The sequence below is a fragment of the Burkholderia sp. PR2 genome (assembly GCF_052372875.1).
GTDB lineage: Bacteria > Pseudomonadota > Gammaproteobacteria > Burkholderiales > Burkholderiaceae > Burkholderia > Burkholderia diffusa.
This window is the reverse complement of the sequence record NZ_JBQRWH010000002.1, coordinates 806,632-830,669: the sequence shown is the minus strand read 5'-3', so window position 1 is coordinate 830,669 and position 24,038 is coordinate 806,632. Positions and strand designations below refer to the sequence as shown.

At 66.3% G+C, this 24,038-nt stretch carries 21 protein-coding genes and 1 pseudogene; 15 read left to right on the top strand and 7 right to left on the bottom strand.

What is annotated here, in order from left to right; all coding sequences use genetic code 11:
- Positions 1 to 25 precede the first annotated feature (25 nt).
- The 4 genes and pseudogenes from ACT2FV_RS15365 to ACT2FV_RS15350 form a co-directional block, all read left to right on the top strand.
- Positions 26 to 229: a hypothetical protein gene (locus ACT2FV_RS15365; protein ID WP_409364590.1), complete on the top strand. Its 204-nt coding sequence runs from the start codon at positions 26 to 28 to the stop codon at positions 227 to 229.
- Between the two features lie 36 nt (positions 230 to 265).
- Entirely contained in the window at positions 266 to 1,369 is a 1,104-nt protein-coding gene (gene sfnG / locus ACT2FV_RS15360; protein WP_175816516.1) for a dimethylsulfone monooxygenase SfnG, read from the top strand.
- 175 nt (positions 1,370 to 1,544) lie between these two features.
- The gene (locus ACT2FV_RS15355; protein ID WP_444504239.1) at positions 1,545 to 2,774 is read left to right on the top strand and encodes an SfnB family sulfur acquisition oxidoreductase; all 1,230 of its coding nucleotides are present in this window, start codon (positions 1,545 to 1,547) and stop codon (positions 2,772 to 2,774) included.
- A gap of 63 nt (positions 2,775 to 2,837) precedes the next feature.
- Positions 2,838 to 4,109, top strand: a pseudogene (locus ACT2FV_RS15350) (APC family permease); the annotation flags it as partial.
- A gap of 272 nt (positions 4,110 to 4,381) precedes the next feature.
- Here ACT2FV_RS15350 and ACT2FV_RS15345 read toward each other — a convergent pair.
- The gene (locus tag ACT2FV_RS15345) at positions 4,382 to 5,029 is read right to left on the bottom strand and encodes a LysE family translocator (RefSeq protein WP_082728906.1); all 648 of its coding nucleotides are present in this window, start codon (positions 5,027 to 5,029) and stop codon (positions 4,382 to 4,384) included.
- A gap of 106 nt (positions 5,030 to 5,135) precedes the next feature.
- Here ACT2FV_RS15345 and ACT2FV_RS15340 point away from each other — a divergent pair, with 106 nt between their 5' ends.
- Entirely contained in the window at positions 5,136 to 5,987 is an 852-nt protein-coding gene (locus tag ACT2FV_RS15340; RefSeq protein WP_444504238.1) for a LysR substrate-binding domain-containing protein, read from the top strand.
- A 37-nt stretch (positions 5,988 to 6,024) separates the two neighbouring features.
- Here ACT2FV_RS15340 and ACT2FV_RS15335 read toward each other — a convergent pair whose 3' ends face one another.
- The gene (locus tag ACT2FV_RS15335; RefSeq protein WP_444504237.1) at positions 6,025 to 6,915 is read right to left on the bottom strand and encodes a LysR substrate-binding domain-containing protein; all 891 of its coding nucleotides are present in this window, start codon (positions 6,913 to 6,915) and stop codon (positions 6,025 to 6,027) included.
- A 152-nt stretch (positions 6,916 to 7,067) separates the two neighbouring features.
- Here ACT2FV_RS15335 and ydiJ point away from each other — a divergent pair, with 152 nt between their 5' ends.
- A complete protein-coding gene (ydiJ, locus tag ACT2FV_RS15330; RefSeq protein WP_444504236.1) occupies positions 7,068 to 10,127 on the top strand; it encodes a D-2-hydroxyglutarate dehydrogenase YdiJ in 3,060 nt (1,019 codons plus the stop codon).
- 100 nt (positions 10,128 to 10,227) lie between these two features.
- Here ydiJ and ACT2FV_RS15325 read toward each other — a convergent pair whose 3' ends face one another.
- The 3 genes from ACT2FV_RS15325 to ACT2FV_RS15315 all read right to left on the bottom strand — a co-directional run bounded on the left by ACT2FV_RS15325 (position 10,228) and on the right by ACT2FV_RS15315 (position 13,286).
- Positions 10,228 to 10,530, bottom strand: a complete 303-nt coding sequence (locus ACT2FV_RS15325; protein WP_059509270.1) for a hypothetical protein — start codon at positions 10,528 to 10,530, stop codon at positions 10,228 to 10,230.
- Positions 10,531 to 10,618: 88 nt separating this feature from the next.
- Complete coding sequence (locus ACT2FV_RS15320; protein WP_444504235.1) at positions 10,619 to 11,773, bottom strand: branched-chain amino acid ABC transporter substrate-binding protein; 1,155 nt, start codon at positions 11,771 to 11,773, stop codon at positions 10,619 to 10,621.
- Between the two features lie 592 nt (positions 11,774 to 12,365).
- Complete coding sequence (locus ACT2FV_RS15315; RefSeq protein ID WP_124904255.1) at positions 12,366 to 13,286, bottom strand: DMT family transporter; 921 nt, start codon at positions 13,284 to 13,286, stop codon at positions 12,366 to 12,368.
- Positions 13,287 to 13,343: 57 nt separating this feature from the next.
- Here ACT2FV_RS15315 and ACT2FV_RS15310 point away from each other — a divergent pair, with 57 nt between their 5' ends.
- The 4 genes from ACT2FV_RS15310 to ACT2FV_RS15295 all read left to right on the top strand — a co-directional run bounded on the left by ACT2FV_RS15310 (position 13,344) and on the right by ACT2FV_RS15295 (position 16,453).
- On the top strand, positions 13,344 to 14,330 hold the full coding sequence (locus ACT2FV_RS15310) for a LysR substrate-binding domain-containing protein (RefSeq protein ID WP_444504234.1): 987 nt from the start codon (positions 13,344 to 13,346) through the stop codon (positions 14,328 to 14,330).
- A 170-nt stretch (positions 14,331 to 14,500) separates the two neighbouring features.
- Positions 14,501 to 15,163 (top strand): hypothetical protein, encoded by a 663-nt coding sequence (locus ACT2FV_RS15305; protein WP_059600726.1) that lies wholly within the window; start codon positions 14,501 to 14,503, stop codon positions 15,161 to 15,163.
- 112 nt (positions 15,164 to 15,275) lie between these two features.
- Positions 15,276 to 15,737 (top strand): sodium:proline symporter, encoded by a 462-nt coding sequence (locus ACT2FV_RS15300; protein ID WP_124629316.1) that lies wholly within the window; start codon positions 15,276 to 15,278, stop codon positions 15,735 to 15,737.
- A 224-nt stretch (positions 15,738 to 15,961) separates the two neighbouring features.
- Positions 15,962 to 16,453: a hypothetical protein gene (locus ACT2FV_RS15295; protein WP_124629330.1), complete on the top strand. Its 492-nt coding sequence runs from the start codon at positions 15,962 to 15,964 to the stop codon at positions 16,451 to 16,453.
- 146 nt (positions 16,454 to 16,599) lie between these two features.
- Here the strand turns inward: ACT2FV_RS15295 and ACT2FV_RS15290 are convergent, their stop codons facing one another.
- Positions 16,600 to 17,772 (bottom strand): porin, encoded by a 1,173-nt coding sequence (locus ACT2FV_RS15290; RefSeq protein WP_151048029.1) that lies wholly within the window; start codon positions 17,770 to 17,772, stop codon positions 16,600 to 16,602.
- Between the two features lie 201 nt (positions 17,773 to 17,973).
- A complete protein-coding gene (locus tag ACT2FV_RS15285; RefSeq protein WP_444504233.1) occupies positions 17,974 to 19,827 on the bottom strand; it encodes an ABC transporter ATP-binding protein in 1,854 nt (617 codons plus the stop codon).
- A gap of 282 nt (positions 19,828 to 20,109) precedes the next feature.
- Here ACT2FV_RS15285 and ACT2FV_RS15280 point away from each other — a divergent pair, with 282 nt between their 5' ends.
- The 5 genes from ACT2FV_RS15280 to ACT2FV_RS15260 all read left to right on the top strand — a co-directional run bounded on the left by ACT2FV_RS15280 (position 20,110) and on the right by ACT2FV_RS15260 (position 23,859).
- Positions 20,110 to 20,676 carry a TetR/AcrR family transcriptional regulator gene (locus ACT2FV_RS15280; RefSeq protein ID WP_059684599.1) on the top strand — a complete coding sequence of 189 codons (567 nt, stop codon included), beginning with the start codon at positions 20,110 to 20,112 and terminating at the stop codon, positions 20,674 to 20,676.
- A gap of 224 nt (positions 20,677 to 20,900) precedes the next feature.
- Entirely contained in the window at positions 20,901 to 21,326 is a 426-nt protein-coding gene (locus ACT2FV_RS15275; protein WP_059449252.1) for an organic hydroperoxide resistance protein, read from the top strand.
- Between the two features lie 58 nt (positions 21,327 to 21,384).
- On the top strand, positions 21,385 to 22,419 hold the full coding sequence (locus ACT2FV_RS15270) for an alpha/beta hydrolase (protein WP_444504232.1): 1,035 nt from the start codon (positions 21,385 to 21,387) through the stop codon (positions 22,417 to 22,419).
- A gap of 337 nt (positions 22,420 to 22,756) precedes the next feature.
- A complete protein-coding gene (locus ACT2FV_RS15265; protein WP_059600713.1) occupies positions 22,757 to 23,128 on the top strand; it encodes a CidA/LrgA family protein in 372 nt (123 codons plus the stop codon).
- Entirely contained in the window at positions 23,125 to 23,859 is a 735-nt protein-coding gene (locus ACT2FV_RS15260; RefSeq protein ID WP_124629464.1) for an LrgB family protein, read from the top strand. The genes ACT2FV_RS15265 and ACT2FV_RS15260 overlap by 4 nt, the downstream gene beginning before the upstream one ends.
- Positions 23,860 to 24,038: the final 179 nt, after the last annotated feature.

The following is a 24,038-nucleotide window of genomic DNA, read 5'->3' as shown; positions in this document are numbered from 1 at the left end:
CGGCTTGACAACGGGAACGCATGGCATGAGCAACACCCTCGACGTGGTCGCCCTGTCGGGCGGCCTGCAACGTCCGTCACGCACGCTGCCGATCGGCCTGTATGTAGCCGAAAGCGATTTCGACCACTACGAATTCGCGAACCCCGCACTGCGCGTACGCATCGCGCTCGCGATGGAGCGTGCGGCGCCGCAACTGTGTCCGAGAACGCTTGCCGCCGCGGCCGCATAGCCCGTCTTTCGTTTCACCCTTCGATCAGGACCTCTCATGAGCATTCAAAAATCTCCGGCCGACGGTGTCAAATTCGCGTACTGGGTGCCGAACGTCAGCGGCGGACTCGTCGTCAGCACGATCGAGCAGCGTACCGACTGGAGCCTCGAATACAACCAGAAGCTCGCGCGCACGGCCGAGGCGGCCGGCTTCGACTACGCGTTGAGTCAGATCCGCTTCACGGCCGGCTATGGCGCCGAACACCAGCACGAGTCGGTCTCGTTCAGCCAGGCGCTGCTGCACGCGACCACCAAACTGAAGGTGCTCGCGGCGATCCTGCCGGGGCCCTGGCATCCGGCCGTGGTCGCAAAGCAGCTCGCGACGATCGACCACATTTCGAACGGACGCATCGCGATCAACGTCGTCAGCGGCTGGTTCAAGGGTGAATTCACCGCGATCGGCGAGCCGTGGCTCGAGCACGACGAACGCTATCGGCGCTCGAAGGAGTTCATTCAGGCGCTGAAGGGCATCTGGACGCAGGACAATTTCACGTTCAAGGGCGACTTCTACCGCTTCAACGATTACACGCTGAGCCCGAAGCCCGTGCAGAAACCGCACCCGGAGATCTTCCAGGGCGGCAGTTCGCGTGCGGCGCGCGACAACGCGGCCAGCGTGTCGGACTGGTATTTCACGAACGGCAATACGCCGGAGAACCTGAAGGCGCAGATCGACGACATCCGCGCGAAGGCGGCCGCGAACAACCACCGCGTGCGGATCGGCGTCAACGCGTTCGTGATCGCGCGCGACACCGAGGAAGAGGCGCGGGCCGTGCTCGACGACATCGTCCGGCATGCACACGTCGAGGCCGTGCATGCGTTTGGCGATGCGGCGAAGGAGGCCGGCAAGGCGTCACCGGAAGGCGAGGGCAACTGGGCGAAATCCACCTTCGAGGATCTCGTGCAGTACAACGACGGTTTCCGCACGAACCTGATTGGCACGCCGCAACAGATCGCCGAGCGGATCGTCGCGCTGAAGGCGATCGGCGTCGATCTCGTGCTCGCCGGGTTCCTGCATTTCATCGAGGAAGTCGAGTACTTCGGCCAGCGCGTGCTGCCGCTCGTGCGCGAACTCGAGGCGCAGCGGCAGGCAGTCGCCGCGTGAGGTAGGCGGCCAGCGAGTCGCAGGCGGTCAAGCGGGCCGCGCCGGACGATCGAAGGGTGCGCCGGCGGCGGCCATCGTGAGCGTATCCGGTTTGACGTTTCGGATATCGAAACAGGGGGTCGGCGGCTGCCTGCGCGGCGTCGTCAACCGATTCATGGGCTTTTCCGGAAATTTCATGTCGACGGAAATCATCGAAGAAAATACGCAATCGCAAGCGGGCGCTACGTCCGTTCCCGTCATCGGCTCCGACGCCGAAGCGATCGACGTCGCACACCAGGTCGCGGCGCGACTGGCGGAGCACGCCGCGCTGCGCGACCGCGAGCGGAAACTGCCGTTCGACGAGATCGACCTGTTCTCGTCGAGCGGCCTGTGGGGCATCACCGTCCCGCGTGAATACGGTGGCGCGGAGGTGTCGAGCGTGACGCTCGCCGAAGTGATTGCGATCGTGTCGCAGGCGGACCCGTCGGTCGGCCAGATACCGCAGAACCACTACTGCCTGATCGAGGACATCCGTCTCGAAGGCAGCGACGCGCAAAAGCGCTTCTTCTTCGATCTCGTTCTGAAGGGCACGCGCTACGGCAATGCGTTTTCCGAGGCCGGCGGCAAGAACGTGCTTGATATCCAGACGCGCGTGCGCCGCGACGGCGACGCGTTCGTGCTGAACGGCCGCAAGTTCTATTCGACCGGCACGCTGTTCGCGCACTGGATTCCGGTGCTCGCGCTCGACGAGTCGGACCAGGCGGTGCTCGCGTTCGTGCGGCAGGGCGCGCCGGGGCTGACCGTGGTGGACGACTGGAGCGGCTTCGGGCAACGCACGACCGCGAGCGGCACGGTGATCGTCGAGAACGTGCGTGTGAGCGCGTTCGAGATCTTCCACACGCAGCGTTCGTACGACCGCCCGACCTTCGCGGGCCCGTTTGCGCAGATCACGACCGCCGCGATCGACCTCGGCATCGCGCGCGCCGCGCTGCAGGACACGATCGCGTTCGTGCAGCAGCATGCGCGCCCGTGGATCGACAGCGGCGTCGAACGCGCGAGCGAGGACCCGCTGACGGTCGCGCAGATCGGCGATATCGCGTACCGCGTGCATGCGGCCGAAGCGCTGCTCGCGCGCTCGGGGCGCTTCGTCGACGCGGCGAAGCGCGAGCCGGGTGAGGAGGCGGTCGCGCAGGCCGCTATCGCGGTCGGCGAGGCGAAGATCGCGACGACCGAAGTGTCGCTGCTTGCCGCGAGCAAGCTGTTCGAACTCGGCGGCAGCAAATCGACGCTGGCGAAATACAACTTCGACCGCCACTGGCGCAACGCGCGCGTGCACACACTGCACGACCCGGTGCGCTGGAAGTACCACGCGATCGGCAACTACTACCTGAACGGCGTGAAGCCTGCGCGCCATTCCTGGAATTGATGGGCGGCCGCCGACACCGACGCGGCGCACGCCGCACCGGTTCATCCCTGACGAGGCAAATCGATGAGTTATCCAGCAACATCCGCGCAGGCGCTGCCTGCGCAAGACGCCGCGCCGCAGGCGAGCGGCCTGCGGCGCAACTACCTGAGCCTGCCCGAACTGATCGCGCAGTCGATCGGTCTCGTCGGCGTGTCGGGCGGGATCGGCGTGCTGATCCCTGCCGTATTCGCGACGGCCGGTAACGGCACGTGGCTTGCATACGTGTTCGCCATCGTCGCGCTGCTGTTCTCGTCGTGGAGCATCTCGCTGTTCGCGCGGGATTCGGCGTCGCCGGGCGCGCTATACGCATACGTGTCGGCCGGCATCGGACCGATCTGGGGCGCCATCTGCGGCTGGTCGCTGCTGATCGCCTATGCGGTGGCAGCAGCAGGCATCCTGCAGGGAACGATCAACACGTTTCTCGTGCTCGGCCGCGAAACGGGGCTGCTGGGCAGCGCGACGCCGGTCGGCACGGTGCTGGGCCTCACGATCGTTACCGCGTTCGCCGCGTGGTATATCGCGTTTCGCGACATCCGGCTTTCCACGCGCTTCACGCTGCTGGTCGAACTCGCGACGTTGCTGCTGATCGCCGGCGTCGTGATCGCGACGATCGCGTTCGGCACGCATCCGGTCGATCGCGCACAGCTGACGCTCGAAGGCGTGAAGCCGACGCAGCTTCAGCTCGGGATGGTGCTCGCGTTCTTCAGCTTCACGGGTTTCGAGAGCGCGACCGTGCTCGGCGCCGAGGCGCGCGATCCGTTTCGCGCGATTCCGCGCGCGGTGCTGATCAGCGTGGTCGGACCCGCGATCCTGTTCGTGATCGGCGCATACGGAATGGTGAGCGCGTTCCACGGCCAGACGCCGCCGCTCGACCGCGTTGACGGCCCGCTCGCGGTGCTGGCGCATCGACTGGGCGCCGGGTGGATCGGCGTGCTGATCGACGCGGGGGTGGCGTTGAGCTTCTTCGCGGCGTTCTTCTCGTCGATCAATGCGGCGGCGCGGATCGTCTACACGTTCGGGCGGCAGGGTGTGCTGCATGCGTCGACCGGGCGTGCGCACGCGACGAATGCGACGCCGCACGTCGCAGTCGCGTTGATTGCGGCGCTCGCGCTGGCGGCCGCGCTGGTGTTGACGGCGCGGGGCACGGCGCTGCTCGATTCGTACGGCTACCTCAGCTCGATCGCGACGTATGGCTGGCTGCTCGCCTACGTGCTGGTCGCGATCGGCGCGCCGCTTTATCTGCATCGGCAGCGCAAGCTTCGCGCGCGGCACGTGGCGATCAGCATCGTTGCGGTCGTGCTGCTCGCGATTCCGCTCGCCGGCAGCGTGTATGCGGTGCCGGAAGGCGTCTACGCATGTCTGCCTTATGTGTTCGTCGCTGCTGGCGATCGGGCTCGGGTGGTTTCTGGTGCTGCGCGTCCGGTTTCCGGAACGGTTGCGCGAGCTGGAAGCCGAACTGCTGACGAAGTGATTGCGCTGCATCGACGGCGCGTTCAAAGCGTGATGTGCGTGACGGCCGGCAGTGTGGCGCCTGCTGGCCGATTTCATTTCAGCCATACTCGCGGCCATTACGCCACACCCGCCATCTTCGATGCGTCGACAACCATCTGCACACCGAGGCCGCCGAGGATAAGACCCATCGCCCAGCGCTGCGCGAGCAGCAGCATCGGGCGCCCGTGCAGGAACTTCGCGATGCTGCTCGAGCAGATCGCCACCAGCCCGTTTGCCGACGCGAACGCGGCGATCAGCAGTGAACCGAGAAACAGCGACTGGCCGAACACGCTGCCTTGCCGGTAGTCGATGAATTGCGGCAGCAGCGACACGAACAGCATCGCGAGCTTCGGATTCAGCACGCTGGTCGTCGCGCCCATCGCCAGCAGCCGCAGCGGCTGCTCGTTCGGCAGTGTCCGCACCTCGAACGGCGAACGGCCGCCGGGCCTGACCGCCTGCCAAGCGAGGTACAGCAGGTAGGCCGCACCGATCGCGCCCAGCACGCTGCCCGCATAAGGCACGCTCATGAACAGCGTCGTGATGCCGAACGCCGCGCCGAACATGTAGAACAGGTAACCGATCATCACGCCGGCCAGCGAAATGAGCCCGGCCACGCGCCCTTGCGCGATCGAGCGTGACATCACGTAGACCATGTTCGGCCCCGGCGTGACCGCGAGCATGCCGCCGATGGCGAGAAATCCGTAGAGCGATCCGGACGTATGCATGTTTTCCGCTTCCTGCAACGAGTGCTGACGGGATTCATTGTCCGACCGTGGAGGTGAACAGTAAAACGGGATAAACTGAATCGATTGATCAGATTTTCTGAATGAAATGAAGAAGCTCGACCTCGATGTGCTGGCGATGGTGGTGGCAGTTGCGGAGTCCGGATCGTTCGCGCAGGGCGCGCAGGCCGTGCATCGGTCGCCGTCGGCGGTGAGCATGCAGATCAAGGCGCTGGAAGATGCGCTCGGCAAGCCGCTCTTCATCCGCGATACGCGCAACGTGACGGCCACCGACGACGGCAGGACACTCGCCGAATACGGGCGCCGGATGCTGGCGATGCGCGACGAGGCGTGGGCGTCGGTGGTGCGCCCGGAGATCCGCGGCCGCGTGACGATCGGCGTGCCCGACGACTACATCTCGTCGCTGCTGCCGCAGGTGCTCGGCAAATTCGCCGCGATGCACCCGCGCGTGGAAGTGCGCGTGATCGGCCAGCCGAGCAGCGCACTCGTGCCGATGCTGAAGGACAACACGGTCGACCTCGCGTGTCTCACGCGGATCAACGGCGTGACCGGCGAGCTGATCCGGATGGAGCCGATCGTCTGGACCGGGTCGCCGAAACGGAACGTCTGGGAAGAGCGGCCGCTGCCGGTGGCCTTTTTCACGCACGGCGGCAGCATGGCGCGCGATCACGCGATCAAGGCGCTGAACCGGCAGCACATCCCGTTCCGGATGTCGTATGAAAGCCCGAGCTACCTCGGGCTGCTCAGCATGGTCGAGGCCGGGCTCGCCGTCGCGCCCCTGGCGCGTTGCTGCATTCCCGATCATCTCGTTCAGCTTTCGGAGGCCCACGGGCTGCCGCCGCTGGGGGAGCTCGAGGTCGTGCTGGCGCGCAGTGCGCAGTCCGCGCGTGCGCCGTGCGACTACCTCGCCGAGCAGATTCTCGACGAATGGCGCGCGTGACCGGCGATCATCGGATCGCGGCCTGACCCGCGGTGTTTCAGCACGACTTCAGCAACCATTCGCGGAACGCGACGAGCGACGGCAGCGTTTCGTTCCCCGGCGGATAGACGAGGTAATAGCTGCGCTGGCTGGTAATCGCGTCGCCGATCGACACGAGCTCGTTGCGGCTCAGTTCGTCTTCCACCAGCACCTTCGGCACCAGCCCGATCCCCATCCCGGCCCGCACGGCCTGGATCAGGTGCGACGTCAGCTCGAAGCTCGGGCCGATACGCATCTGGCGATGGTCGAGCCGATAGTGCGAGAACCATTCGGCCCACGCCTGCTGGTTGCTCGTTACGCCCAGCAGCGTCTGCTGCACGGCCCAGGCAGGCGTGCGTGCTTCGGCCTTGCGGCGCCTGCCCGCGTCGGGGCTCGCGATCGCGATCAGGAACTCGTTGTACAGCCGATGCGCGTGCAGGCCGGGCCAGTCGTCCGCGCCGACGGTGATGGCTGCGTCGAGGTCGTCGTTGAGGAAATCGATCGCGCCGATCCGCGAATGAAGGTGCACGGTCACGCCCGGATGCGCCGCGTAGAAGTCGTGCAGGTGCGGCAGCAGCCATTTCGAGCCGAACGTCGGCAACGTCGCGAGCCGCAGCGTGCCGGCGCCGGCCTGGTGGGACATCGCCTGCAGCGTCGCGCCGCGGATGCGCCCCAGTGCGCCGCTCAGCTCGACGAAGTAGCGGCGCCCGACTTCGGTCAGCTTCACGGAACGGCCCTCGCGCCGGAACAGCGGCACGCCGAGTTGATCCTCGAGCGTCTGGACCTGCCGGCTGATCGCGCTCTGGCTCAGCGACAGTTCCTCGGCTGCACGCGTGTAGCTTTCGTGTCGCGCGGCTGCCTCGAACACGAGCAGCAGCGACATCGATGGGGTGAGGCGACGGTAATTCATGAGTTTTATGCAATATTCGCCGGATGAGAATTCGTTTGTTTCTCGCGGAATTTACAAAGATACTGGAATTCCCGGTCGCGTGGAAACTTGCTCAAAACTCATGTTTCCGAGCACGCGAGCACACCGGTTCGTCCACCTTGCGCTTTTACCCCATGTCGATCGCCCCGTTGCCCCGTCCCGCCAGCCCGCCCGCGAACGCGTACCGTGACTTTCTCGCCGCCCTCCAGGCGGCCGGATTCGCCGGGGAAATCCGCGCGGACCATGCGAACCGGACGGTTCAGGCCACCGACAACTCGATCTACCAGCGCCTGCCGCAAGCGGTGATCTGTCCCGCGCATGCGGACGACGTCCGGCTGGTGGCCCAGCTGCTCGCCGAGCCCGCGCACCGCGACGTCGCGGTGGCGGCGCGCGGCGGCGGCACGGGCACCAACGGGCAGTCGCTGACCGACGGTGTGGTCGTGGATCTGTCGCGCAACATGAACCGGATTCTGGAAATCAACGCGGACGAGCGCTGGGTGCGCGTGCAGGCGGGCGTCGTCAAGGACCAGCTGAACGCCGCGCTGAAGCCGCATGGCCTCTTTTTCGCGCCCGAGCTGTCGACGTCGAACCGTGCGACGGTCGGCGGGATGATCAACACCGACGCGAGCGGGCAGGGCAGCTGCACGTACGGCAAGACACGCGACCACGTGCTCGCGCTCGACTTCGTGCTGATGGGCGGCGAGCACCTGCACAGCGACGCGCTCGCGGACGACGAACTGGAGCGCCGCTGCGCGCGGCAGGACCGCATCGGCAAGGTCTATCGCACCGCGCGCCGCATCAGCGACGAGAAGGCCGCGCTGATCGAAGCGAAGTTTCCGAAGCTCAATCGCTGCCTGACCGGCTATGACCTCGCGCACCTGCGCGAACCGGACGGCCGCTTCAACCTGAACAGCGTGCTGTGCGGCGCCGAAGGCTCGCTCGGCTTCGTCGTCGAGGCGAAGCTGAACGTGCTGCCGATCCCGAAGTATTCGGTGCTGGTCAACGTGCGCTACGCCGGCTTCATGGACGCGCTGCGCGATGCGCGTGCGCTGCTCGAACTCAAGCCGCTGTCGATCGAGACGGTCGACTCGAAGGTGCTGATGCTCGCGATGAAGGATTTCGTGTGGAGCAGCGTGGCCGAGTATTTTCCGCAGGACGACGCGCGTCCGACGCTCGGCATCAACCTGATCGAATTCAGCGGCGACGATGCCGACGACGTCGATGCGCGCGTGCGTGCATTCGTCGAGCATTTGCGCACCGACACGAGCGTCGAGCGGCTGGGGCACACGCTCGCGGCCGGCGACGATGCGGTGAAGCGCGTGTACGCGATGCGCAAGCGCGCGGTCGGCCTGCTCGGCAATGTGCAGGGCGAGGCGCGCCCGCAACCGTTCGTCGAGGACACGGCGGTGCCGCCCGAGAATCTCGCCGCGTATATCGCCGAATTCCGCGCGCTGCTCGACGGCCACGGGCTGCAGTACGGGATGTTCGGCCACGTCGACGCGGGCGTGCTGCACGTGCGCCCGGCGCTGGACATGAAGGACCCGCGGCAGGCCGCGCTGGTGCGGCCGGTGTCGGACGCGGTGGCCGAACTCACGCGGCGGCACGGTGGCCTGTTATGGGGCGAACACGGCAAGGGCGTGCGCTCCGAATATGCGCCGGCGTTCTTCGGCGAGCTGTATCCGTCGCTGCAGCAGCTGAAGGCCGCGTTCGATCCGCACAACCAGTTCAACCCGGGCAAGATCGCGACGCCGCCGGACAACACGCTGCGGCTGCTGAAGATCGACGAAGTGTCGACGCGCGGCGACCATGACCGGCAGATCGACGAGCGCGTGTGGCAGAGCTACGGCACGGCGATGCACTGCAACGGCAACGGCGCGTGCTACAACTTCGATCCGGACGACGCGATGTGCCCGTCGTGGAAGGTGACGCGCGAACGCGTGCAGTCGCCGAAGGGGCGCGCGTCGTTGATGCGCGAATGGTTGCGTCTGCAAGGACAGGCCGGCATCGACGTCGTCGCGGCGGCGCGTGCGCGGCAGCCGTTCATGCGTGGCCTCGTTGCCCGCTGGCGCAACAGCCGCGCCGCGCGCAGCGGGGAAGCCGACTTCTCGCACGAGGTGTACGACGCGATGGCCGGCTGTCTCGCGTGCAAGTCGTGTGCGGGGCAGTGCCCGGTCAAGGTCAACGTGCCCGAGTTTCGCTCGCGTTTTCTCGAGCTGTATCACCAGCGCTACCTGCGGCCGCTGCGCGACTACCTGATCGGCTCGCTCGAATTCACGATGCCGTGGATGGCGCGCGTGCCCGCGCTGTACAACGGCCTGATGCGCGCCGGCTGGGTGCGCATGCTGCTCGAGCGGCACCTCGGTATGGTCGACAGCCCGCTCCTGAGCCGCTTCGACCTCGCGGCCGTGATCCGGCAGTGGAACGTGCGGCCGGCCGATCCGCGGGCGCTCGCCGCGCTGAGCGATGCGCAGCGCGCGCGCAGCGTCGTGATCGTACAGGACACGTTCACGCGCTATTTCGATACCGAGCAACTGGCGACGCTGATCGAGCTGGCCGCGCGCGTCGGCTTTCAGGTGTGGCTCGCGCCGCTCGCGCCGAACGGCAAGGCGCTGCATGTGCAGGGCTTCCTTCGCGCGTTCGAGCAGGCGGCGATTCGCAACGCGACCCAACTGGCCGCGCTCGCGCGCTCAGGCGTCGCGCTTGTCGGCCTCGATCCGGCGATGACGCTCACGTATCGGCAGGAATACCTGAAGGTGACGGGGCTTGCCGACGTGCCGAAGGTTGCGCTGCCGCAGGAGTGGTTGCTGCACGCGCTGCCGGAGGCGGCGGCGGGCGCGGGTTCGGACAGCGTATCGGCACCGTATCGGCTGCTGCCGCATTGCACCGAGAAGACCAACGCGCCGGACAGCGGCAAGCAGTGGACACAGGTGTTCGCGCGTCGCGGGCTGCGCCTGGCGGTTCAGGCGGCCGGCTGCTGCGGGATGTCGGGGACCTACGGGCACGAGGCGCGCAACCTGCAGACGTCGCAGGCGATCTATGCGCAATCGTGGGCCGCGCATGTCGATGCGCCGGAAGAGGAGGGCGAAGCGCTGGCGACCGGGTATTCGTGCCGCAGCCAGGTGAAGCGCATGTCCGCGCGGCAGGTGCGTCATCCGCTGCAGGCGCTGCTCGATCACGTGCGTGCGGCGGGGTGACGGGTGGGCCGCGCGTGTGGCGCGGCAGCAGGCGTGACGGTATCGGGCGCGCGCAGGATCGAGCGACACGTGCGATGCCGCGACTGGCGCCCGTCCCGGCTCACGAGCCGGCTTTCGCGGTCTTCCGCACGCGCGGCTTGCGCGCTGCCGGAAACGCACCGACGCCGCGCGGCCGTTTCGGCTCGATACCCGTTTTACCGATGACGTGCCGGAAATCGATCTCGTGCGCGGCGAGCGCACCGATCAGGGTCGCGATGACCGCGAGGTGGGAAGGGACGGTACCCTTGCTCGAATAGTTCGTGATGGAACTTTCGTTCATCCGGATCAGGCGGGCGAATTCCCGAGCCGTCAACTGCGCTTTCTTCAACTCCTGTTGAAATTCCGCATACGCCATTGCACACATGTTGCTTCATCTCCGCAAAACTTGAATCGGCACCGCACGGCGCCGGCGCCGACGGATGGCGTTCCCGTCGTGCCGGCGTCGCGGGGCGTTACATCTTCACCTGGTCGAGGAAGGTCTTCTTGCCGCTCTTGTAGCCGTAGATCGAGATGATCCCGTGCGTCAGGTCGCCCTTCGCGTCGAACGTCGTCGTGCCGATCACGCCTTCATACTTCGTCGACGGCATCGCCGCGAGGATCTTCGCCGCGTCCGTCGAGTTCGCGCGCTTCATCGCGTCAACCGCGATGTAGACCGCGTCGTACGCGAACGGCGCATCGAACTTGATACCCTGGTTGAAGCGCTTCTGATACTTGGCGAGGAACGCCGCGCCGCCCGGCATCTTCTCGAGCGCGGCGCCGGCCTGCGAGCACAGCACGTTGTCTGCCGCCGGGCCGGCCAGTTCGGCGAGCGAGTCGGTGCACACGCCGTCGCCGGACAGGATCTTCGCGCGCAGGCCGAGCTGCTTCGCCTGCTTCGCGAGCGGGCCGCCGGTGGCGTCCATGCCGCCGTACATGATCGCGTCCGGGTTCTCGCCCTTGACCTTCGTCAGAATCGCGCGGAAGTCGACCGCCTTGTCGTTGGTCGCGTCGTGCGACAGCACCTTCAGGCCGAGCGCTTTCGCCTTCTTCTCGAACTCGTTTGCGAGACCCTGGCCATAGGCGGTCGAATCGTCGATCACCGCCACGCTCTTCACGCCCTTCGACTGCGCGTAGCTCGCGAGCGCCGGGCCCTGCTGCGCGTCGGTCGCGACGACGCGGTAGGTCGTCTTGAAGCCTTGCTGCGTGTAGGTGGGGTTCGTGGCCGACGGCGAGATCTGCACGATGCCCGCGTCGCTGTAGATCTTCGACGCCGGGATCGACGTGCCCGAGTTCAGGTGGCCGATGACGGCGACGACCTTGTCGTCGACGAGCTTCTGCGCGACCTGGGTGGCCTGGCGCGGGTCGGCCGCGTCATCCTGTGCGTCGAGCTGCAGCGTGACCTTCTTGCCGCCGATCGTCAGCCCCTTCGCGTTGATTTCCTCGACCGCGAGGCGCGCGCCGTTCTCGTTGTCCTTGCCGAGGTGCGAGATGCCACCCGTCGTCGGTTCCACGCTGCCGATCTTCACGACCTGGTCGGCCATCGCGCCCGACGCGGCCGCGAACGCGGCGGCGGCCAGTGCGACGGTGATCAGGGGTTTGCAGCGCATGCCGACAGTGCTTCGTTCCATCTGCCATCTCCGAATTGAATGTCTTTCTATTGACGTCTCGACCGGCCGGCTGCGGGCCGGGGCGATCGGACGAGTCTCCGTACCCATCATGGGCTTCGCTTGCATGCCGCCCGGGCGAGCGACTGCCCCGCGCCTGACGCCATGCAATTCGTATGAATATATCCGAAGCCGATTTTGCGCGCTGCGGCGAATCGCGTAGTGGGCGGCGCGGCACGGTTCGGCGCCCGGACTGCCAGGTTGCCGGATGCCGGAAATCGTGCGCCGCAGCGAGCCAAAGGCTGCGATTCGCTGTCGATGGCCTTACGACGGTATCCATAATCGGCCGGTCGCAGGGGCGAAGCCATGGACACTGACGTGCGGTCAGTCGGGAACTGTTCGGTCGATTTGTCTGCACAGTTTGGACACTCGCCTTCGCGCAGCCGGGTTCATGAAAAAGCTTTCTCGAGTGCGAAACCTGTCGAGTGCAACTAACGGTCAACCCTGCCGGCGTCGACGAATTGGCGCAGGCCGACGGCCCCGACATTGCACTCGGCTCCGCAGATACCGGAGTTCGCCTGGGCCCGCCCGCTTCCGGCTCGACGGGCAGGTGAGGTTACGCGTTGCGATCCCGACCCTGCGATCGCCCGCGCAAGGCGACCAGGATCACGCCTGCAATCGCCAGCAGGCCGCCGCATACCGTCTCGATGCCGGGCCGCTCGCCCGTTAGCATCATCGACAGAGCTGTTGCCACCGCTGGCGTAAGATAGAGAAAGTTGGCGGCGCGCGCCGCACCGAAATAGCCGAGTGCGAAGGTCCAGGTCGCGTAACCGAGTGCCGCGGGAAATACGCCGAGGATCAATACCGCCAGCGTCGTGTCGTGCGACGCGCCGCCGAGCGAGTCGAGCGCGCCGGGCAACCAGGGCGTGAGCAGCAGCGCACCGGCCAGCAGCGTGTACGCGGCGCAAGGCAGCGCGCCGTATACGGGAATCAGTCGCCGCTGCAACACGAAATAGCTCGCCGAACACAGGGCCGCACCGAGAATCAGCGTGCTCCCCGAGCCGAGGACAAGCCCGCCCGGCTGCCCGTGCGCAATCACGCCGATGCCGGCGAGGCTGACCAGCGAACCGAGCCATCCCCACCGATTGAATCGTTCGCCGAGAAACATCGCGGCAAGCAGCGCGGTGAAGATCGGCAGCGTGTTCACGATGAAACTCGCCGCGCCGGCCGATACGGTTTGCTCGCCGGTATTGAGCAGTGCGTTATAGAGTGCGATGCCGAGGAAACCGCAGGCCAGGAAGCGCAACGCATCGCGTTTCGTGGGCCTTGGAGGCCGTCGCCATGCAAGCCACGCGATCACGAGCAACGCGGCGGTAGCAAAGCGCGCCGCCGCGAGTTGCAGGGGCGCCAGGCCGTGCAGGCCGATCCGGATGAACGGGAATGCGGAGGCCCACGACATGATCGTGAACGCGACCGCGCCTGCCGCGACGAGCGGTTGTCGCGCGCCGCGCGACGACGGTGAGGAAAGGGTATTCATGCGGCAATGGTGCGATGTCGCGAGATGTTAAGCTAGCGCACAGATCAACATCCAGATATGACCATGACTCACAGCTCGGTTCGGCGGCGAGCCGCGAGTCCGGCGCGCGCAAGTCAGGTGACGGATGCGCTGCCGATTGCAGCGCCGGCACCTGGCCCGCGGCCGCCGCTCGCCAGCCTGGAGACCGTGTGTACGGTTGCGCGTCAGGGTTCGTTCCTGGCGGCCGCCGACGTCTCCGGCGTGACGCACGGTGCGATCAGCCGGCGGGTGGCCGCCGTGGAAAACTGGCTGGGCATGGCACTGTTCGAACGTCATGCACGCGGCGTGCGCCTGACGCCGGACGGGCAGCGCTTCGTCGGGCGGATCGAACAGGCGTTTGCGATCATCGACAGCGCGGCCGATCAGTGGCGCTCGCCGCGCACACCGCGACTGGTCAGGATGAGTGTGGTGCCGGCATTCGCGCAGCTCTGGCTGCTCGAGCGGCAGCAGGCGCTCGAGAGCGAGGCACCCGCGTTGCGCATCGAACTCGGCATCGAGCTTCGCAACGTCGATATCGCCGGCGGCGAAGCGGATCTGTCGATCCGGTATGGGCGCGGCAACTGGCGTCAGCTCGAAACCCGCGCGTTCATGCCGGAACGGCTTTATCCGGTCGCGCATCCGCGGCTCGCCGCGCAACTGGCAAAGATGCGCCGCCGGCGCGGCGATGCCGCGCTGCTCGAGATGCCGCTGCTGCACGATTCCGACGTGACCGGATGGCGCACCTGGTTCGAGTCGCTGGGCATTCCGTTCAAGCCGCGGGCGCAGGATCGCCGTTTCGAGGATTACAACCTGGTGCTGGCGGCAGCCGAAGCCGGGCTCGGCGTGGCGCTGGCGCGAACGCCGCTCGCGGACGCATATCTGAAGCGCAGCGCGCTCGTTCGGGTGAGCCGTCGTGAGGTCGATTCGCCGCTCCGTTATCACTTCGTGCATGCGAAGGGGGAGAATCGGCCGGAGGTGCTCGCGTTGATGGAGCGGATGCGGGCGGCGCTGGGGGAACAGAGTTAGGTTGTGTGGGCGTGGGGGCCTGCTTCGGCGGCGCGCCCGAGGCCTGTGCGTGGATACATACAGATGGGCCGCGGGATCGTCGACAATGCGACCGCGGAAAATGATGAGGTTGGAGAGATGAACGTAAATCGAGTAATTTTGCAGTCGTTCGGATGCACCGGAGGTACACGATGAACAGACCAGACAAGTCGTCGAAAGCGCGTGCTGCGCTCGATCAGTTGTTCTCCGGCATTGCGCCGGCGGATGCGAAGAGCGCGTCACGCCCGGGCAATCCGTTCGATGCGGCGGGGGACGATGTGTCTACCGACGCCGACGGCCGGGTGGAAGTGACGCTATCGACCAGAATCCAGTTGCGCGGCTATCCGGGTGCGGACGCGTTCATGAAGCGCATGGCCGAAGCGTGGGGCCTCGAGTGGGGGACGTACGATAGCGTTCAGGCCATCGCGAAGCTGCCTGCCGGATGGCGATCGCGCCGGCTTCCGGAAGTCACGCAGATCGTCGACGGACACGACGTGCTGCGCGCGGAGAGCAGCCTGCAGGGCGGCGAGATGTCGTATCTGAAAGTGAACCCGCGGTACTACATCGACGCCCGCAAGGGGTTCGGCTGGGGCAAGTCATCGAAGGCGTCCGACGATCCGGATCTCGATGGCCCCGACTGGAACTGCTTCGTGATCGATCGGGAAAAGTCCATCGAAGTGCACGAATTGACGACCTCGTCGCTGAAGGCCGATATGGACAATGCCCGCGCGACGTTGCTGAAATGGCTTGACGAGAACTATCCCAAGCATCGCGATCCGTTTGCGTACTGGACGGACTGCGAAGGGGCGTCGTAACGTTGCGTGGCGGCCCGGGTCGGTATCGCACGCACGCGTTGCCCGATCGTAGTCGCAGCGGATGGGCCGCACGCCGCGGCGATACATCAGCCGGTCGCCATGGGGGCGCCAATTGAAACGAATCAGTCCGGTCCCGATTCTCTGGGCGGCGTTTGGCGCGGCGGTCGGGTCGACCGTCATCGAGCTGCTGCTCTGGTCGATCGCCGGCGATGATGCCGTCCGGAATCTGTTTCGCGATGCGCGCCTGACGGCAGCCATCGTGTTGGGGCGCAGCGTGCTCGGAACGTCCACTGGCTTCGATCCGATCGTCATGGGTGTCGCGACACTCGTGCATGCCGCGCTCTCGCTTGCCTATGCGGCCGTGCTGGCGATGGTGGTGCGGAACATGTCGCTCGGGGCGGCGCTTCTCGCAGGCGGCGTGTTCGGACTCATCCTGTACGGCGTCAACCTTCACGCCTTCACGGCGATCTTTCCGTGGTTCATCGCGGTTCGCGGCGCGATCACGCTGGTGGCCCATCTGGTATTCGGGGTCACGGCAGCGGCTGTCTACCACGTCGTCAAACGCCCGGGTTGACGCTCACCGCGGCAACGATTGCCGACGGTTCCCGCTTCCTTCATTCGCATCCCGACCCCTGGAATAACCGGGCGTGCTGCTTCGTTCTGCTGTCAGGAGACCCGATACGAAGCGGCGGCCCGTTACCGCCGCGCGATGAATCTTGCGCAAGCAAACCGGCGTGCCGGGCGCCGCCAGTGACACCGGTGGTGGAGTGGTCGGGGGCAACAATGCGGGAGCCGATCATGTGCACCGTGTTTCGATTCGGAATAGGCATCGTCTGTCTTTGCCTTTCCGCGCCTGTCCTTGCGCAAATGGACGACGAATTGCCGGACTACGGCACAAACTGCCGCGCGGTCGTCGCGCACGCGAACATCGACGGCACGGAGCAGCAAATCGTGGGGCGAGCGTGCCTGCAACGCGATGGCACATGGCAGATCGTGCAAAGCGACGACGGCAGCGTGCTGTGGTACCCGGCGGCGGCCTATCCGTATCCCGACCCGTGGTACTGGGGGCCGCCGCTTTTCATCGGCGCGGGCGTGAGCTTCATCTTCGTCGATCGGTTCCGTCATTTCCACCACTTCGATCACTTCAACCGGATGGATCATCGCCACTTCGGCATGCCGATGGGGTCGGGCTTTCACCGCGGCCCGTTCATCGGCGGCGGGGGCCACGGGTTCGGCGGCATGCATTCATTCGGTGGCATGAGCGGGGGTGGCGGATTGCGGCGGCATTAGGCCGGCGTTTCGACGTACGGCAACCGCGTCGCCCGGTTCGAACGCCAGGTCGATCTGAACGTCTCGAGTGGGAACGCGACAGCGTAAACGGCGCAGGCGCGCACCATGGTGCGCGCCTGCGTGGTTCGCGCGATGCGATGTCGCGATCAGAACTTGTGGCGAATCCCGACGACCGCGAGTTCCTGCGTATCGGTGCCGGAGTTCACGCCGTACGAGCCGACCGACGCGGCGGCCTTCACGGTCGCACCGCTCGCGTTGAGCGTATTGCCGCTCGCCTTCTGATAGCCGAACAGCGCATACAGGTCGGTGCGCTTCGACAGCGCGTAGTCCGCGCCGAGGTTCACCTGGTTGTAGTGTGCGGAAGCCGGGCCCGTCAGCGACGTGTAGTTGTAGCCGACGCCCGCGCGCAGCGCCGGCGAGAACTGCCAGTTGAAGAACGCCGAGCCGTTGTTGAACTTCGCGTTCTGCGTGAAGGCCGACAGCGTGTCCGCGCCGTACTGCGTGTTCGAATACGCGAGGCCGAAGGTCGCCGGCCCGGCCACGTACTGACCGGCCACGCGCACGATCTGGATCGACTTCGCGCTCGAGAAACCCTGGTTGATCACGGTGTTGAACAGCGTGTCCGAGCTGCTCGACCACGTGCGCACGCCATTCGCGACCGTCGAGCCGCCGTTCGCGTAGAAGAAGCCGGCGCCGAGCGACAGCGGACCGTTCGCGTAGCTCGCGCCGAAGCTGTACGTGCGGCCGTTGCCGGTGGCGCCCGCGACGCCGCCGAAGCCGTACAGCGCCTCAAACTGGAAGCCCGAGATCAGCGGGCTCGTGTATTTCACCGAGTTGCTGACGCGCAGGCTGTTGTCGTAGTTGTCGAGGTCGCCCGGCGTCGAGAATACGCCGCCGAAGTAGTTGTCCTGCGTGAGGCCCTGCACGAGATCGACGACCGGATCGTACTGGCGGCCGAGCGTCACGGTGCCGTACGTGCTGCTCGCGAGGCCGACGACGGCCTTGCGGCCGAATTCGCGCTGGCCCTGGCCGAGCGCGCCGGTGCCGATGTTGAAGCCGTTCTCGAGCTGGAACAGTGCGGACAGGCCGCTGCCGAGATCCTCGATGCCGCGCAGCCCCCAGCGGCTGCCCGACAGGTTGCCGCTGCTGAACTTGACGAGGGTCGACGCGTTGCCGCCGCTCGCGTTCTGCGCGTTGTGCACGTATGCGATGCCCGCGTCGGCGATGCCGTAAAGCGTGACGCTGCTTTGCGCGTGCGCGCCTGCGGCGCAGAGCGCGGCCGGCAGCGCGAGCAGTGCGAATGAGCGGATTCGTTTCATGGTCGGATTCCCCCGTTGGTCGATTTGTCTGACGAGTCGGTGAACGATACGGACAGCGCATCGTCAAGGGAACCAACAAATTTTCGAATCGTTATGAGGCGCGGTGGTGTATTGCCGTATCGTTGCGCGTGCAACCTGTTAAACGAGCGCGGCATCGGGCATCCGCGCGCGCGTGGCGAACGCCTGATGCGTTGGCGTGCGTTACTGCTCCGCGCTTTCCGCCTCCGCCGTTTCGCCGAGAAACCCGCCGCTCTGATGCGCCCACAGCGCCGCATAGATGCCGCCAGCCTGAAGCAGTTGCTGGTGCGTGCCTTCCTCGACGATGCGCCCTTCGTCGAGCACGATCAGCCGGTCCATCGCCGCGATCGTCGACAGCCGGTGTGCAATCGCGATGACCGTCTTGCCGCTCATCAGGCCGTCGAGGCTGCGCTGGATCGCGATCTCGACTTCGGAGTCGAGCGCGCTGGTCGCTTCGTCGAGCACGAGGAGCGGCGCGTCCTTGAGCATCACGCGCGCGATCGCGACGCGCTGCCGCTGGCCGCCCGACAGCTTCACGCCGCGCTCGCCGACCTCGACGTCATAGCCGCTGCGCCCGTGCCGGTCGCGCAGCCGTTCGATGAAGTCGGACGCTTCCGCGCGCACGGCCGCGTCGTGCATCTCGCGCTCGGTCGCGTCGGGGCGACCATACAGGATGTTCTCGCGCATCGTCCGGTGCAGCAGCGACGTATCCTGCGTGACCATCCCGATCGCCGCGCGCAGGCTGTCCTGCGTCACGTGCGCGATGTCCTGCCCGTCGATCCGGATCGCGCCGCCGTCCACGTCGTAGAAGCGCAGCAGCAGGTTCACGAGCGTCGACTTGCCGGCGCCCGAGCGGCCGATCAGGCCGATCCGCTCGCCCGGCCGGATCGTCAGGTTCAGCCCGTCGAATACCGCGCGCTCGTTGTCCTCGTGCGCGAAGCGCACGTTGTCGAACACGATGCCGCCGCGTTGCACGACGAGCGCCTTCGCGTCGGGTGCGTCGACCACGCTGCGCACCTTCGTCAGCGTGTTGATGCCGTCCTGGATCGTGCCGACGTTCTCGAACAGCTCGGTCATCTCCCACATGATCCAGTGCGAATAGCTCGACAGGCGCAGCGCCATCGCGATCACGGCCGCGACGACGCCCGCGCTCGCTTCGCCATGCATCCACAGATACAACGCGAGGCCGGCCGAGCCGACCAGCAGCAGCGTCGACAGCAGGTGATTGACGATCTCGAACGCGCTGACGAGCCGCATCTGCGCGTCGCCGGTCGCCTTGAACGCCTCCATCGCGCGGCGTGCGTGGTCGGCCTCCCGCCGCGTGTGCGAGAACAGCTTCACGGTCGTGATGTTCGAATACGCATCGGTGATGCGGCCCGTCATCAGCGCGCGTGCGTCGGCCTGCCGGCTGCCGACGGCACCCAGGCGCGGCACGAAATACGCGCAGGCCGCGCCGTAGCCGAGCGCCCACAGCGCGAGCGGAATCATCAGCCGCCAGTCGAAGCTCGCCGCGAGCGCGAGGATGCCGATCAGGTACGCTGCGACGCCGATCACGACGTCGACCGACATGAACAGCGCATCGCGCACGGCAAGCGCGGTCTGCATGATCTTGGTCGTCACGCGGCCGGCGAACTCGTTCGCATAGAACGACAGGCTCTGGTCGAGCATCAGCCGGTGAAACAGCCAGCGCAGCCGCATCGGGAAGTTGATCGCGAGCACCTGGTGCTTGACCATCGTATGCAGCCCGATCAGCAATGCGCTGCCGGCAAGGATCGCCGCGAAGCCAGCGAGCGTGCCGAAGTGTCGGCCGCCGAACTCCGCCGGTGTCGCGGACGACAGCCAGTCGACCACGCGCCCCATCATCGCGAACAACGCGGCTTCGTACGCGGCCAGCGCGGCCGAGGTCAGCGCGATCAGCAGGATCCAGCCCCGCGCGCCTTTCGTGCACGCCCACACGAACGAGAAGAATCCCCTCGGCGGCGTGACGGGATCTTCGAGCGGGAAAGTCGGCAGGCGCCGTTCGAACCACGAATACATCAACTGTTCTCCTTATTCGGTCCGGCGAAGTCGACGGACCCGTGATGCAGGTGCCGACGAGATATCGGGGCGCTGGCGCGCACATTCGACCAACCGACGATTGCGTCGTGGTCGCGTCGCCTGGCTGCGAGTGTCGCATTGATTCGATTGGGCCGCAGGCCGGTTGTAAGCAGCCGCGGCTGGGCGGGGCGGGTGTGACCGCGCCCGGGGTTTCGAGGCTTTACGATTCCACCCCATAAAAAGTCCTTGACTATCTATCTATGAGTAGATAAAGTTCGATCCATGGAAACGAAACCGACCGTCCGCGAACAGATTCTCGACCACGCGATCACGCTGATGATGCTGCGCGGTTACAACGGCTTCAGCTATCGAGACCTGTCCGACCTGGTGGGCGTGAAGACGTCGAGCATCCACTACTACTTCCCGTCGAAGGACGACCTCGTGCTGGAAGCGGTGGCGGCCTACAGTGACGAAGTCCTCGCGGCCATGCGGGCGATTGATCCGGCGCTGCCGGCCGACGTGAAGTTGAGCCTGTACACGAAACTGTTCGGCCGGACGCTCGGCGACGGCAACCAGATCTGCCTGTGCGGGATGCTCGCGGCCGACATCGAATCGTTGCCGGAGAACGTGCGGCAGGCCGTGCAGGCGTTTTTCAAGGCCAACGAGAACTGGCTTGCGGAATTGCTGGCGCAGGGCGCGAAGGAACGCACGCTGCAGTTCAGCGGTAAGCCCGAAACGGCGGCGCGCACGTTGTACGCGGCGTTCCAGGGCAGCGTGCTCGCCAGTCGGCTGTTTCACACCAGGGCGCGTCTCGAGGATGTCGAGGCCGTCTGGAAAGTCCGGTCCTGACGGGCGGGGCGAGCAGTCAGGCGGTTCGCCGCCTTTTGTCGGGCTTTGCCGTCTATCTTTTGGTAGATAGATTATCGGAGCAGGTGGATCGACCGCCTGCATTTTTTGGGGATGTTTATCTATCTATGAGTAGATAAACAAGCGTGATGCCGGCAGCAAGGCTTTCGGTACGCGGTCCCCGGGTTGGAAGGCTGCTTCACTCACTGGTTGAAAAGGAGTCTGTCATGTCGATCGAAAAAGTGCTGTACCGCGCCCATGCAAAAGCCACCGGCGGCCGCGACGGCCGTGCCACGGTGCCCGAAAGCGGCCTGGACCTGAAGCTGACGACGCCGCGCGAACTCGGCGGCGCGGGCGGCGCAGGCGCGAATCCCGAGCAACTGTTCGCGGCCGGCTATAGCGCGTGCTTCATCGGCGCGATGAAGTTCGTCGCGGCCCGCGACAAGATCGCGATCCCCGCGGACGCCGCCATCGAAGGCAGCGTTGGTATCGGCGCGATCCCGAACGGCTTCGGCATCGAAGTCGAACTGAAGATTTCGTTGCCGGGCCTCGATCGGGAGACCGCGCAAACGCTGATCGACCGCGCGCACATCGTCTGCCCGTACTCGAACGCGACGCGCGGCAACATCGATGTCACGCTCACGCTCGCCTGATCAATCGCACTGCGAACCATTAATCGTCATTCATCGGGTTGAACCCAGGAGTTTCATCATGAAGATCGTCAAGCCGCTGCTGGTCGCCGCCGCTGTTGCAGCCACGTTGTCCATCGCGTCCACCGCATTTGCCGCCGGCGCCGAAGCCGCTCGGCCCGATGTGGCGACGAGCGGGTTCCTCGCCGCGCTGAACGGCCAGAAGGGCCCCGGACTCGAAACGTTGAGCCCCGCGAAGGCACGCCAGGTGCTCGTCGACGCGCAGAACGGCGCGAAGGTCGACCTGTCAGGCGTCGACGTGTCGAACCGCACGATCGAGCAGGACGGCTTGTCGGTGCCGATCACGATCGTTCGCCCGCAGGGCGCGACGGGCACGCTGCCGGTGTTCATGTTTTTCCACGGCGGCGGCTGGATTCTCGGCGACTTCCCGACGCATGAACGCCTCGTGCGCGATCTCGTCGTGCAATCGGGCGCCGTCGCGGTGTTCGTGAACTACACGCCGTCGCCCGAAGCGCATTACCCGGTCGCGATCAACCAGGCGTATGCGGCGACGAAGTGGGTGGCCGCGCACGGCGCGGAGATCGGTGTCGACGGTAGCCGCCTCGCGGTGGTCGGCAACAGCGTCGGCGGGAACATGGCGGCCGTGGTGTCGCTGATGGCGAAGGACAAGGGCGGCCCCGCGATCCGCTTCCAGGGCCTGATGTGGCCCGTCACGGACCACAACTTCAATACGGGCTCGTACAACGCGTATCAGCAGGGTCACTTCCTGACGCGGCCGATGATGAAGTGGTTCTGGGACGCCTACACGAAGAACGAAGCGCAACGCAACGACATCTACGCGTCGCCGCTGCGCGCGAGCACCGCGCAGTTGAAGGGCCTGCCGCCCGCGCTGATCCAGGTCGCGCAGTTCGACGTGCTGCGCGACGAAGGCGAAGCGTACGGTCGCAAGCTCGATGCGGCCGGTGTCGATGCGACGACCACGCGTTACGACGGCACGATCCATGATTTCGGTCTGTTGAACGCGCTGGCCGCGGATGCACCGACGAATGCCGCGACGAAGGCGCTGGCGAATGAAATCGCGACGCGGCTGAAGTAACGCGGCGGGTGGCATTCGAATGCGTTCGAATGCGAACGACGAAACGGCGGGCTCATGCCCGCCGTTTCTGCATGCGGCCGACGGGCGCGGTGAAAGGCGGCACCACGGGCGTCCGGACCGGCGCTATCGCTCCTTCGTCTTGCCCGGTTCCTCCCGATCTCTTGCCTGATCCAACCAGATTGAAACGGTGGAAGCGGGATCGTGCGATCGCACCGTCGCGGCTGGTTGCGAGCATTGTTGATACGATCGCGCGTATCGTCCACGTCGGCGCGGCACGCCGCCGGCAAATCGGTCGCGCGGCCGCCCGGTATCGCGACCACCTTCGGGAGAGCGGTTCATGCTGCAGGCGTTCGCGGTCTTGCTGACCTTCCAGTGTCTCGGGGAAGGGGTGTCCTATCTGTTCGGCCTGCCGGTGCCGGGCCCGGTGATCGGCATGTTGCTGCTGTTCGGCTTCGTGATGCTGCGCCCGCAGGTCGCCGACGCGATCGAGCCGACCGCGCTCGAGCTGCTGCGCCATCTGTCGCTGCTGTTCGTGCCGGCCGGCGTCGGCATCATGGTGTCGGCCGATCGCGTGCGCGGCGACGCGGTTGCGGTCGTCGTCGCGCTGGCGGTGAGCACGACGCTCGCGATCGCGGTGACGGCGCTCGTCACGCGTGCGCTGCTGCGGCGCCAGCGCCGCACGGGCGGTACCGCGGAGGGCACGCAATGACGGCCTTCCCGAAACTCGGCGCGATCTGGGTGTATCTCGCCGCGAGCCCGCTGCTGGGCCTGACCATCACGCTGGTCGCGTATCTGTTCGCACAGGCCGTCTATGCACGCGCGCGCTTCAACCCGCTCGCGAACCCGGTGCTGATCGCGGTCGCGCTGATCGTCGTGCTGCTGACGATCACGCACACGCCGTATCCGACGTACTTCGAGGGCGCGCAGTTCGTCCACTTCCTGCTCGGCCCGGCGACCGTTGCGCTGGCCCTGCCGCTGTATCGCCAGTGGGCGAAGTTGCGGCGCAGCGCGGTGCCGCTGCTCGTCGGGCTGCTGGCGGGCTCGCTGACCGCGATCGTGTCGGCGGTCGGCATCGCCGCGCTGTTTGGCGCGTCGCACCAGACGATCGCGTCGCTTGCGCCGAAATCCGCGACCACGCCGATCGCGATGGCCGTCGCGCAGGAAATCGGCGGGATTCCGTCGTTGACCGCCGTGCTGGTGATCTCGACCGGAATTTTCGGCGCCGTGTGCGCCCGTGCGATCCTGAACGCGCTGCGCATCGAGGAGCCGGCGGTGCGCGGTTTCGCGCTCGGCGTCGCGTCGCACGGGATCGGCACCGCGCGTGCGTTTCAGGTCAGCGAGGAGGCCGGCGCGTTCGCGGGCCTGGGGATGGGGCTGAACGGCGTGCTGACCGCATTCGTCGTGCCGATCCTGCTGCCGGTGCTGTCGCGCTGGATCTGAGCGGCGCCGGGTGCTGGCCGCGCGCGATGCTATCGGTTTCCCTGATGGCACCTGCGCCGCGCTGTCTGGCCGGGCGCCTGCCGCGCATGTATCGTTGCCGTTATCAGGAGAATTCAGGAACCGGCACGGACATTTGCGCAGCGATCGGCTAACGTTGCATCGGCGCCGTGGTCGCACGC